Consider the following 12,093-nt stretch of genomic DNA (forward strand, 5'->3'; position numbering starts at 1 on the left):
GCGCCGATGGTAGTGTGGGGTCTCCCCATGCGAGAGTAGGGAACTGCCAGGCATCCAAATAGACAAAAAGGCCATCCTAACGGATGGCCTTTTTGCATTGGGAATTGTGAATAAGCAACAAAATGCAGTTTATCCCCGCAACTAATGAAAACATTACTTTACTTTATTTATCAACCTCTTATTCTGATTGGTCTTCACATAAAAAATCAACTAATTAGGGGTTCCCGCTATGATCAGACAACAGGCGCCATCACCGGTTGCGTCGCTGAGTAATGTCCAAAGAATCAAGGCTATTGTGGGTGCCTCGTCAGGAAACCTAGTCGAATGGTTCGACTTTTACGTTTATTCCTTTTTCTCCATATATTTCGCACATATCTTCTTTCCGAAAGGGGATGCCACGACGCAGCTACTTCAAACCGCAGGCGTTTTTGCTGCGGGATTTTTAATGCGACCCATAGGCGGTTGGTTGTTTGGCTTCATCGGCGATCGTTTTGGACGTAAAAAATCAATGCTGATATCGGTCTATATGATGTGTTTTGGCTCGCTAGTGATAGCCTGTTTACCCGGCTATGATCGCATTGGGCTAATTGCCCCAGTGATGCTGCTACTTGTTAGAATGCTACAGGGGCTTTCCGTTGGTGGAGAATATGGCGCTAGCGCAACTTATATGAGCGAAATCGCGACAGAAGGTAAAAAAGGATTCTATTCTTCCTTTCAGTATGTGACCTTGATTGGCGGGCAACTCTTAGCTGTTCTAACAGTCGTCATTCTGCAACAACTCCTTGATAACGATAGCCTTCGGGCTTGGGGTTGGCGTATCCCATTTATGATTGGCGCTGTATTGTCGATCGTTGCACTATGGTTGAGAAAGTCGCTTCACGAGACAAGTGATGAAACCCAACGCGCAAATAAAAATGCCGGGAGTTTATCCTATCTCTTACGACACCATTGGCGCCCTTTCATTAAAGTGATTGGAATTACAGCCGGAGGGTCGTTAAGTTTTTATACATTCACGACTTATATGCAGAAATACCTAATCAATAGCATCGGCCTCGATCCGAAGATGGGCAGTATGCTGATGACCGGAGTACTTCTTGCTTTTATGTTTCTGCAGCCGATAGCGGGAGCATTATCAGATAAAATTGGACGTAAATTATCAGTAATTATTTTCGCAGTAGGCATAATACTCTTCACTGTTCCGATTATGGTCTATTTGACTAGGGTTGATAGTTTATTCCTTATATTCCTATTACTCTTATTAGCCCTGGTGATATGCAGTTTTTATACCTCTGTCAGTGGCCTATTGAAAGCCGAGCTTTTTCCTCCGCAATTGCGTGCCCTAGGGGTCGGCTTACCCTATGCTATTGGCAATGCAATATTTGGTGGTTCGGCTGAATTCGTGGCACTAGCTTTGAAACAGAAGGGGATTGAATCGAGTTTTTTCTGGTATGTCACCGCGATGGGAATTGTTGTGTTATTGATAAGCCTGACACTCCCTAATAAGAAGAGTGTCGAGCGACTGTAGAAAAGAAGACTCTCTGCCAGGCTAGCTGGCAGAGAAGACTACAGAATACGGCTAATCAATTTATCGATTCTAATACGGCGTAGGCGACGTATTAGTTTGCGGATCCTATTAGGATATTCCGAAATACTCTCTAAGTCGTGGAACTGTCGTAATATTGTAGTATTTTCGCGAATAAGGGCGAGTTCTTTCGACTTCTGTTCAGCCAGTAAGTGTTCAGGGTCATGCACCAAAATTGCATTTTCGAGATCTAACCGCCATGCCCTTGGGTTAAGATTATTGCCGGTTAGTAGCATCCATTCGTTATCGACCCAGATCCCTTTTAAGTGATAGCTGTTTGCTGCATCTTTCCACAAGCGAATAGTTAACTTTTCATTCTCAAGGTAATATTGTAGTCGGCTAGCAAAGCGACGCAGGTTAATCTCATAGAGATAGGGGAGTGCTCCGATAACTTTAAAAGGCTCTTCCGGTGGAATATAAAAATCGTTCGCCGTTTTGTCTCCAACGATGATCTCGACCTCTTTCCCTTGGCGAAGCAGGCGAATGATATGCCTAACGAGAATAGCCGGCAGATTGAAATAAGGTGTACAGATAACTAATTTTTCTTCAGTCGCAGGCATTAAATGAAAAATAGTCTGGTTAAGTAAACTACGTTTGCCTAAGCCTGCTAATGGGGTAACCGCCAACTGAGGCTCATGGGCGAGGTCGTCGAGTTCATAATTGAACGTTCTTAGCTCTTGTCGAAAAATTTTGGTTTCGTTTTTAATCTCAAGGCTAGTCGGACGATCTTCGAGATCTAAGCGGTGTACTGCATCTGACTGTTTGAGATTAGCACTAATCCAGTCAAACATGATATTCGCTAATGCAGGGTTTTTGATGATTTGGTAGCGGTCATAGCGATACCGCTGGTCATATTGTAGATAGACATTATTAATGCTTGCGCCACTATACACCACCGTATCATCGAAGATAAAACCCTTCAAATGCAACACGCCCAGTGCTTCACGCGTATTGACTGGAATACCGTATACCGGAATGGCTAACTCCCCGGCCTGTTCAGCTAAGCGACAATACCAATCTGCATTAGTTTCTCCGCGAGCAGCACCGATTCTGCCACGTTGAGCTCGATGCCAATCGACACAAATACTAATATCTAGCTGCGGGTTCGCGTGCTTAGCCTGATAAAGCGCGGCCATGACTGATTGCCCAGCCTCATCATTTTCGAGATAGAGGGCGACTAGGCATATTCTTGATTTAGCCTGGGCGATTTTTTCTAAAAGCGTGTGATGAAATTCCGCTGCAGAGTACAAAAATGAAAAGTCAGTGATTGATTGTGGCAGTTTCGGAAGTTCTGCAAGGTATCGCTGGTGTGAATTCATTTTATTTTTTGGCAACATCGCATTACGCTTCTTCTAGTAGAGGTCGAAAAATATGATAAAGCATGGGAACCCTAACCCGTTACTATACCATTAAAAGTATTAGCCAGGGTGACTTTCTGTTGGCGGTAATAGCGTTAAGCGTAGGCTTACGATGCCATCTTCAACATTGTTTTTACAGCTAAAACCCAGCTGTCGAGCTAAGGCTATCATCCCGGTATTATTTGGCATAGTAATCCCATTTAGCTGTTTTAAACCATGATCTCGCGTGTAACTTACCATCTTCTCAAGTAGTTTTTTCCCCAACCCTAAGCGTTTTAGGTCCGACCTCACTAATATTGAGAATTCTGCATCGATGTTATCACTGTCTGAAATAGCCCTAGTTACTCCAATGATGGTTTCCACGCCGTTTTCTTCAATGACGGCAACGAACGCCATCTCACGGTCATAGTCGATTTGAGTCATGGTCGCTAAATCATCGTGTGTGAATTCATTAATTTCGCTGAAATAACGATAATAGAGATCTTCTTTCGTTACACGGCCAATAAAGGCGAGTAGCTGGGGTTCATCTTCAGGGAGGATCGGCCTAAACAGCGCATTGCGCCCATCTTTCAGTTCAACCCATTGCTCAAATTTTTGAGGATACGGGCGAATGGCCAATCGATCTTCACTGTCCCCGGCGAAGCTGCGCAAGGTAATTTTCCCCTCCACCACCGCTAACGTATTATTTTTATCAATATACCCGTCGAGTAGGCAGTGATCTATTTCTGGGCAGTCGATCATAAGATCCGAAAGTTGTACGATCATCTCACTTAACTCAGACAGCCTAGGAGAAGAGATTTCCCAGCGCCGGAAGAGTTTATGTTGCTGGATAGCCTGTGCGATAAGGTGGTTAGCAAGCGCCATATTCAGCGGTAGAAGCGCCGTTACGGCTTGTCTATCCTCTTGCCACATTGCACTCTGTTCGCCCACTAACATAATTGGCCCAAATAGCGGATCGTGTTGTACAACGATGCGTAGTGACTGCCTATCTTTTTCACTCTCAGTCGGGTCGACCTTCTTTGCCTGTGTGAAACCATAATTTTGTAATAAAGCGATTAACTCAGAGCCTTCTAGGGAAAACTGTGTTTTGGCAATGTAATGCTGTAGTAATTGACGAATATCGTCACGACCATAAGGTTGTACTGCCAGCCTAGCGGGGGTTTCTCTAAGTTGCTTCTGGTTGCGATGGTAGGCGACACGGTGCATAAATGCGGTCACTGTACCTTCGGGGGTCCGCCAAGTTGGAATTCTGGCTTGAGAAAATATTGCTCGAGCAGCTTGTGACGAATATTCACCGCACCAGTTAGTCAGCAACGTTTTATATTTGGCTCTTGGATGTTGGTTGTAAAGATTCGATAGTTTTTCCGCACATTCGCTGGCAGGGGAAACCGCGCTAGGAGCATGGATCACCATAATAGCCTCAGCCTCTGGGCTATCGAGTAAAATAGCCGTTACAGCCAAATATAGCTTGGTTGTGGCATCATCTTTAAGATCAAGGGGATTGGTGATTGGAATCGTTTCGGGTAAACACGCGCGTAAGCGTTGATGTGTCGACGGAGTAATCTGTAGTAAGGTTCCTTGACGCTGCTCTAAGACATCCAACGCTAAAGCGGCAGGCGCTACGCCATTACTGATGATAAAGAGAGACTCTCCTTTCAAGTGACGCATATGGCTTAAGGATTCGACAGCCGAGAAGAGTTCGTGAGAATCATAAACCCGTAACATCCCTGCCCGTTGAATTGCTGCATCCCAAGTTCCATCGAAGGTCCCTTCGTTGCCGACGAGTAACCTCGCTGCGCGACTTCTACCGCTTTTAAACATCACGATAGGTTTGTTACGCGATGCACTACGTGCTGCTGAGACGAAACGGCGTGCATCATTTAAATGTTCAAGTGCGATCAAAATAGCGTGAGTTTTCGTATCTCGCGCTAAAAAATCGAGAAGATCATCGCTATCGATATCTAAGCCATCACCCAGCGCAATAAACCAAGAAAACCCAATTTTCCGCTGTTGCGCCCAATCGAGGATTGTATTGGCAACAGCGGTTGACTGAGCAATGAAGGCGACATTGCCACGACCAACAGGCACGGGTGAGAAGCTAGCATTAAGCCCTTGATAGGGGGCAATCAATCCCAGACTATTAGGGCCTAATAAGCGCATGTTCCAGCGTGCCGCTTGTTCAGAAAGTTCGGAGAAATGCTCCTTTGAAGCTGAAAGAATAATGCAACTAGGGCATCCTTTATGCCCTAGTTCATCAATAAGCTGCGTTAAACGCCGGGCATGGGTACAAAGTATTGCCAAGTCAGGCACTAACGGAAGCTCTGATATTGTGGCGTAAGCCATTACCCCACAGACGGCGGCATAGTGAGGGTTTACGGGTAATATTGCTCCAGAGAAACCTCCGGCCAATAGATTTTTCATCAACAGATTACCCGCACGACCTATCTTTTGTGATGCGCCAATCACGGCGATAGACTTGGGTTTTAGTAGTGCTTCTAAACCGAGTTGACTCATGACTCCTCCGTTAGCGGCGGCCTCTATAAAGGTGACGGATCCCGAGCGTGAACAGGATGATGAGGTTTACCCGCTAAATATCGTTCACGAAATAACGAAAAGTGCTGAATTAAGTGGTTAGCTGCTGCCTGATCTCCCGCTTGCGCAAGCAAGGCTGCGGCTATCTCTGCGGTACAGTGGTGCTCATCACTATGTGCTTCGCGTAGGGTATATTGACTAGGTGTCGTGACATTAACGGAGATCATAGGAAAGTCGTTTAACCACGGGCTTTTACGAAACATCTTGCGCGCCTCGGTCCACGTACCATCCAGCATAATAAACAGCGGAGGTTTACCCGTGAGGGGTGGCTGGTCTAATACAACGCGTTCCGGCTGTGCATAACTTGCAGGAAAAACGACCATCGGTTGATAATTCGGTACGATATTCTCTAGAAAATCTTTATCGTTAAAGGCGGTTCTGGACCATTGATAAGCGAGGGTCGACGGTAAAATATCGGCGATTAAGCGCCCCGTATTGCTGGGCTTCATCGGCTCGGTATCATACATCACTAGACAGAAACGACTGCGGGCGTTTTGAGGTTGTATCGTCAAACAGAGACAGTTAACCTGCGGTAACAGACACCGTTGGCAGCGATTAACGCGATTTCCCCGTGCAAGAAACGGACGCGTAGCCATGGCCAAGCGCTGTGCACGAAGTTGTAGTACAGCATTACAGTGGGTCATAATGAGTCGATACTGAATAAAAAATACAGTTTAATTGAGTTAAGCAGGGGATGCTACGCGATAAAAGGATTTCTGCTAGAGTGATCGTTAATTCGCCGACAAAGAAGATAGCTAAGCGGGCGGACATCAGGTAATCTGCGCGCTCAGTAACAGGAGAATGTGATGAACGACGAAAATAAAAGTAAAAGCAGTAAAGTAAAAGTAATGTATGTTCGCGGTGAAGAAGCGACTTCTTCACGTAGTAGCGGTAACCCGCGGACCGGTAAAGGTGGTCGCACGCCGGACCGCAAGGCGCCGACTGATCGTCGTTCATCTTCCTCTTCGCGTCGTGATGAGTCTTCTTCGCGTCGTAGCGACTCTTCTTCTCGCCGTGAGGATAGTTTCTCGCGTCGTAATGAATCATCTTCACAACGTAACGATTCACCTTGGCGTACCGTCTCTAAGCGCCCCTCGGAGCAAACAGAGTCAGCAGTAGATACGAATGCTGAAGAAGGGTTAACGGCGAAGAGCTATATCGATCCTGAGCAATTGCGTCGTCAGCGCCAAGAAGAAACTCGCGTTTATGGTGAAAATGCGTGTCAGGCGCTTTTCCAAAGCCGACCAGAGGCAATCGTTCGTGCTTGGTTTGTACAGAGCGTTACCCCCCGTTTTCGTGAGACTCTGCGCTGGTTAGCGGCCAACCGTAAAGCCTATCATGTCGTTGACGATAGCGAGTTAGCCAAGGCTGCCGGTACAGAACACCATGGCGGCGTGTGCTTTATCATCAAGAAGCAAACGGGTATTGATGTTGCAGCTTGGTTGGCACAAGCCGAAGAGAAAGACTGTGTTGTGGCGCTAGAAAATGTGGGGAATCCTCACAACCTAGGTGCAATCATGCGGAGTTGTGCGCACTTTGGTGCGAAAGCAATCCTCGTGAACGATGCGAATATTTTGGAGTCAGGTGCAGCCGTCAGGACTGCAGAGGGCGGCGCTGAACATGTACGCGCCGTTACTGCTCCTTCTTTCCATCAAGGCCTCGATGCTTTTCGTCGCGCGGGATACAGTATTGTTACAACCTCTAGCCATGAAGGCCAACCGTTAGCCTCGGCGTCGTTCCCCGCGAAGACTGTTCTAGTCCTAGGGCAAGAAGGCGAGGGGCTTCATGAGGAAACGTTACGTCAAGGCGATATGAGTCTTTCGATTGGCGGGACGGGTAAAATTGAAAGCTTGAACGTTTCAGTGGCTGCCGGGATCCTATTAGGGGAATGGTGGCGTCAGCAGAAAGCCTAATAATCAGGCCGGTTAACCCGGCTTAATTATTAACCGAAAGCGCCGAAAGGCGCTTTTTTAATGGGCGCCACCACCGCCACCGCCCGAATGGAACGGCGGTTTCGCGAACCAGATGACGACAAGCAATATGACAAATATTCCGCCTGCTGCCCAAAATATTTCATTCGCCGAGATGATTAAACCCTGGTTAGTGATCTGCTGGGCAATATAGCCAGATGCCTGGGAATGACTCATTCCCAACGCCTCAAGTTGCTGATAACTTTGCTGTGCGTTAGGGTTATAAGCAGTAATCGACTCCGTCAGTTGGCTATGATGCATAGCCTCTCGGTTAGTCCACAACGTAGTGGTAATCGACGTACCAATCGAGCCCCCTAGCGTTCGGATAAAATTAGATAGGCCAGAGGCCGCAGCAATTCTTTCCGATGAAAGCCCCGCTAAGGTAATGGTCGTCAACGGCATAAAGAAGCAGGCCACTGCGAAGCCTTGGATAAATTGTGGCCAGGCCGCATCGGCAAAACTCATCCCCGGCTCGAAAGTATAGGCCCGCCAATAGAAACAGACCGCATACATAATGAAGCTGAAGGTAACGAGATAGCGCATATCGATACGTGGAGCGAAACGTCCAATAATCGGAGAAAGAATAACGGGAAGGATCCCTACTGGGGCTGAGGCTAAGCCAGCCCATGTTGCCGTATAGCCGAACACCTCTTGCAGTAGCTGGGGTAACAGCACGATGGTGCCGAAATAGAGCATGTACGCTAAGCTAATCGATCCACAGCCAATGGTGAAGTTACGCGACTTAAATAACGATAAATCGATGATCGGGTGTTCGTCGGTCAGTTCCCAAATGATGAGTATCAGTAAAGCAACCACGGCCACGACCGTGAGGGTGACGATTTCTGTCGAACTGAACCAATCTAGCTCTTTCCCCCTATCCAACATAACTTGTAGACAGCCGATTCCTAAGGTCAGCATCACTAAGCCGACGATATCAATGGGTTGTTTACGCGTCGGTGTATCTCGCTTGGCGAGTGTTTTTACGGCAAGTAAAACCACGATGATACCAATTGGAACGTTAATAAAAAAAATCCATCCCCAGTGGTAATTATCGCTGATCCAACCGCCTAAAATAGGCCCACAAATTGGGGCAACAATCACCGTCATCGCCCATAGAGACATCGCCATGCTTCGCTTAGCGGGCGGGTAATTGTTAAGAAGTAGGCTTTGCGATAGAGGAATTAATGGGCCTGCGACTAACCCCTGGATTACCCTGAAGATAATCAACATCGTCAAACTGTTCGATATACCACAAGCCCAAGAAGCGATGGCAAACGCCGCGGTGGAGGCAATAAAGAGTTTAACTTCCCCAAAGCGACGGGCAAGCCATCCCGTTAGCGGGATCGAAATAGCATTCGCAACGCCAAATGAGGTGATAACCCACGTACCTTGCGTATTCGATGCCCCCAAGTCTCCCGCAATCGTTGGAATGGCGACGTTTGCGATAGTCGAGTCCAGCACTTGCATAAAGGTCGCGAGTGATAACGCGATAGTCATCAAGATTAATTGAGCGCGTTCTAAAGGCGGTCTCTCGTTATAAGCCATGACAGTTACTCCGCATTAGCGGTAATGATTCGTTGAATCAGTTGGTCAGCTTGTTGCAGTTGTAGAGTTAAAGCATTGCTTTCGTAGGCCGGGCGCTTACGCATCACCGTCGCTAACGCTTGCCCAGAGGTATTACTGATATCGATGGTGACTTGAGTAGAAAGCCCAATACGTAGAGGGTGGCGCTGCAGATCCTCCGGATTGAGCGATACGCGCACCGGCAGTCGTTGGACGACCTTAATCCAGTTCCCTGTGGCGTTCTGGGCGGGGAGAAGGGAAAATGCGCTCCCGGTACCCATATCTAAGCCAACGACCTTACCGTGGTAGATGACGGAATCACCATAGATATCTGCCGTGAGAGTGACGGGCTGGCCGATCCTCACGTCAGACAGTTGTGTCTCTTTAAAATTAGCATCGACCCATAATTCCTGGCTAGGTACCACCACCATCAAGGCGCTACTTGGAGTAATTTGAGCCCCAACCTGAACGCTACGACGAGAAACATATCCATCGATCGGGCTACGAATATCGGTACGTTGCAACGCCAGCCAAGCATCTCGAACGGCTGCAGCACTTTGTTGTACCATTGGCTGTTGATTTAAGGGGGTATCTAAGGTCATTGCTTGGTTGGCATTCAGTTGCTGGATAGCAACGTCGAGAGAGGCTCTCGCACTAGCAGCGGTATCTCTGGCGTGCTGCAGCTCCTCTCTACCGATCAGCTGACGCTGTGCTAGCGGTTCGCGGCGCGCTAAATCAGCCTCGGCTTGCGCTAGCGCTGTACGTTTCAACGCGATGTTGGCTTGGTACTGGCGATTATTAATCATTAATTGGCGAACTTGACGCACGCTACTGGCTAAGGCGGTTTCAGATTTATTTAGTGCTTGAATAGCATCTGTTTTGTCCAGTGAGACCAAGATGTCCCCACGGTGAACTAAATCGGTATTATCGAACCATACCTTACTTACACTCCCCGAGACTTGCGGGGATATTTGAATTTGGTTACCCGCGACGTAAGCATCATCGGTATTTTGCTGGTGGCTTAAGACTAAAAACCAATATAGGCCGTAAGCGATCGCGACAACAATACATGCAACGGCTAAGAGCAATAGTAAAGGCTTACGTCTTTTTTTCACGGGAGGTGTGTTAGGGGGAGTTGCGGTATCAATAGTGCTCATCAACTAAATCCTGCAATAAACGGTACATTAAAAACACTTCGACCTTAGGCGAAGTGTATCAATAAAAAATAACGACTATAAAAAGAAGGTTCGCGATCGCTACTCTTGTTCACGACTAGGGGTCGAGGGGTGAGGTAACGTATCGAGGTGGTTCAGTAATTTTCGATAAATAGTTTCTAACTGATTCTGCTCCTCGGTGGAGAGAATACCCCATACTTCTTGAAAGCTATCATATTGTGGAGGCAGAATTTCGCATAGAAACTCATAGCCTGCGTCGGTGAGATGAAGGTGTAAACAACGGCGATCGTTGTCACTTTCACGACGCTCTACCCAGCCGCGCTTTTGTAGCTCATCAGCAACGCGAGTCGCATTGGTACGTGAAGACCCTAACGCAGAGCTGAGCTCTGATGGTTGAATACTCTGATTCTCGCAGGCATCTAGAGTGAGTAAGGCATTAAATATCGTATCGTTGAGCCCGCGATCTCGCAGCATTTTATTACGATTTTCAAGGAGTTTAGTTTGAATATGCATGTGTAAACGTGTCAGTAGTACCACGCGTACCGGGTAATTGTCATGACGCGATGACAAATTGGATAACATTTTCTCAATTGGTTCAAAAGAACTGTCCAAGGTACACCTCATTTTACAGCTGAATACTGACTTATCGTTGCCATGAAAGGCAGTCGAAAGGGTAATTATTTAACCGATAACGTTGTCACAGAATGAAACTGATTACCAGAGAAAAGATAACCATGATGATTACTACAACACTAATTATCTAGTCACGTCACGGCGGAGGATAGTATGTATGAGATTAGAGAGGGAATTTGGGCAAAAAATGCATAATAGAAAAGAGCCCTAATGGGCTCTTATAAAGACAGATCAACTTACTGTAAGGCCGCGGTGATCCACTGATCGAATAATGCCTGATGACTTTTTATCCAGCCATCGACATGGCGATTGATATCGTCTTCGGAGCTTTGGCCAGCACGCATTGCCGCATTCTCAGCATTGATATCCGCTAGCGGGAGTTTCATCTCAGCGAAGAGTTTTGCAGCCTGAGGATTGCTATTTGCCCACTGTTTGTTTGCGATGATGTTAATACTATTAACCGGAAAACCGTAGTTCTTCCCATTGGGGAGTTTAGTCTCCAATTTCTGCGGATCTGCAGAGAAGGGAACCTCTAGCCACACTACGTCTTTACCAGGTTTAAGGACATCACTGACCCAAAAAGGCGTCCAGGTATAATAGAGAATGGGCTTACCTTGTTGATAGCGCGTGATCGTATCAGCCATCATCGCGGCATAGTTTCCTTGGTTATTGGAGACTGTTTTTTCTAGCTGGTACGCTTTTATTTGATAGGCTATCGTCGTATCGCATCCCCAGCCTGGCGTACATCCGGTCAGATCGGCACGACCATCTCCATTGCTATCAAAGAGCTTTGCGATAGTGGGATCTTTTAGCTGTTCGATGTTAGTAATATGGTAGTGCTCTGCTGTCTTCTTATCGATGAGATATCCTTGAGCGGCACCCGTAACATAATGCCCTTCGCGATAAAAAGTCTTATCCCCGCCCGCCGCATCGAACATATTCTCCTGGAGTGGCTGCCAGTTTACGGCCATAAAGGTCGCATCGCCTTTGGCGATAGAGGTATATCCCACATTATAATCGACTTCCTCCGGTGCAGTCACTGTGTAGCCTAGTTTTTCCAAGGCTCGGCTGACCAGTAAAGTCTGGAACGTTTCTTCGGTAATCGTACTTTGAATAGGTTTTACGACCTTGCCCTGTCCAGGAAGAGGAGCGGCATAGCTGCCAACACTGGTAAAGAGGGTCATAGCGACAGAGGTGAGTATAAATTTACGCATAATCAG

The 12,093-nt window shown here is 47.1% G+C and carries 9 protein-coding genes; 2 read left to right on the forward strand and 7 right to left on the reverse strand.

From position 1 onward, the window contains the following. The first annotated feature begins 229 nt into the window (after positions 1 to 229). Positions 230 to 1,525, forward strand: coding sequence for an MFS family transporter (locus tag HGT70_RS15370; protein WP_071431480.1), 1,296 nt, complete (start codon positions 230 to 232; stop codon positions 1,523 to 1,525). 38 nt (positions 1,526 to 1,563) lie between these two features. Here HGT70_RS15370 and pssA read toward each other — a convergent pair whose 3' ends face one another. From pssA to HGT70_RS15385, 3 genes are all read right to left on the reverse strand, one after another. After that, positions 1,564 to 2,919 (reverse strand): CDP-diacylglycerol--serine O-phosphatidyltransferase, encoded by a 1,356-nt coding sequence (pssA, locus tag HGT70_RS15375; RefSeq protein ID WP_071431478.1) that lies wholly within the window; start codon positions 2,917 to 2,919, stop codon positions 1,564 to 1,566. 81 nt (positions 2,920 to 3,000) lie between these two features. Continuing rightward, positions 3,001 to 5,454 carry a bifunctional acetate--CoA ligase family protein/GNAT family N-acetyltransferase gene (locus HGT70_RS15380; RefSeq protein WP_214196468.1) on the reverse strand — a complete coding sequence of 818 codons (2,454 nt, stop codon included), beginning with the start codon at positions 5,452 to 5,454 and terminating at the stop codon, positions 3,001 to 3,003. A gap of 23 nt (positions 5,455 to 5,477) precedes the next feature. Further along, positions 5,478 to 6,176 (reverse strand): tRNA-uridine aminocarboxypropyltransferase, encoded by a 699-nt coding sequence (locus tag HGT70_RS15385; protein ID WP_071431474.1) that lies wholly within the window; start codon positions 6,174 to 6,176, stop codon positions 5,478 to 5,480. A 162-nt stretch (positions 6,177 to 6,338) separates the two neighbouring features. Here HGT70_RS15385 and HGT70_RS15390 point away from each other — a divergent pair, with 162 nt between their 5' ends. Continuing rightward, complete coding sequence (locus HGT70_RS15390; RefSeq protein ID WP_071431472.1) at positions 6,339 to 7,445, forward strand: tRNA/rRNA methyltransferase; 1,107 nt, start codon at positions 6,339 to 6,341, stop codon at positions 7,443 to 7,445. A gap of 57 nt (positions 7,446 to 7,502) precedes the next feature. On the opposite strand, the gene emrB is transcribed toward HGT70_RS15390, so the two are convergent. The 4 genes from emrB to proX form a co-directional block, all read right to left on the reverse strand. Continuing rightward, complete coding sequence (emrB, locus tag HGT70_RS15395; RefSeq protein ID WP_071431470.1) at positions 7,503 to 9,047, reverse strand: multidrug efflux MFS transporter permease subunit EmrB; 1,545 nt, start codon at positions 9,045 to 9,047, stop codon at positions 7,503 to 7,505. 5 nt (positions 9,048 to 9,052) lie between these two features. Then, a complete protein-coding gene (gene emrA, locus HGT70_RS15400) occupies positions 9,053 to 10,222 on the reverse strand; it encodes a multidrug efflux MFS transporter periplasmic adaptor subunit EmrA (protein ID WP_214196469.1) in 1,170 nt (389 codons plus the stop codon). A gap of 99 nt (positions 10,223 to 10,321) precedes the next feature. Then, positions 10,322 to 10,852 (reverse strand): transcriptional repressor MprA, encoded by a 531-nt coding sequence (mprA, locus tag HGT70_RS15405; protein ID WP_071431465.1) that lies wholly within the window; start codon positions 10,850 to 10,852, stop codon positions 10,322 to 10,324. 257 nt (positions 10,853 to 11,109) lie between these two features. Next, a complete protein-coding gene (proX, locus tag HGT70_RS15410; protein WP_214196470.1) occupies positions 11,110 to 12,087 on the reverse strand; it encodes a glycine betaine/L-proline ABC transporter substrate-binding protein ProX in 978 nt (325 codons plus the stop codon). Positions 12,088 to 12,093 lie beyond the last annotated feature (6 nt).

Source organism: Rosenbergiella collisarenosi, assembly GCF_018494085.1.
Lineage (GTDB): Bacteria > Pseudomonadota > Gammaproteobacteria > Enterobacterales > Enterobacteriaceae > Rosenbergiella > Rosenbergiella collisarenosi.

Excerpts from the sequence above, each read along its gene's own strand:
- emrB (WP_071431470.1), bottom strand. The coding sequence starts at position 9,047 with ATGGCTTATAACGAGAGACCGCCTTTAGAACGCGCTCAATTAATCTTG.
- HGT70_RS15385 (WP_071431474.1), bottom strand. The coding sequence starts at position 6,176 with ATGACCCACTGTAATGCTGTACTACAACTTCGTGCACAGCGCTTGGCC.
- proX (WP_214196470.1), bottom strand. The coding sequence starts at position 12,087 with ATGCGTAAATTTATACTCACCTCTGTCGCTATGACCCTCTTTACCAGT.
- HGT70_RS15380 (WP_214196468.1), bottom strand. The coding sequence starts at position 5,454 with ATGAGTCAACTCGGTTTAGAAGCACTACTAAAACCCAAGTCTATCGCC.
- HGT70_RS15370 (WP_071431480.1), top strand. The coding sequence starts at position 230 with ATGATCAGACAACAGGCGCCATCACCGGTTGCGTCGCTGAGTAATGTC.
- emrA (WP_214196469.1), bottom strand. The coding sequence starts at position 10,222 with ATGAGCACTATTGATACCGCAACTCCCCCTAACACACCTCCCGTGAAA.
- pssA (WP_071431478.1), bottom strand. The coding sequence starts at position 2,919 with ATGTTGCCAAAAAATAAAATGAATTCACACCAGCGATACCTTGCAGAA.
- HGT70_RS15390 (WP_071431472.1), top strand. The coding sequence starts at position 6,339 with ATGAACGACGAAAATAAAAGTAAAAGCAGTAAAGTAAAAGTAATGTAT.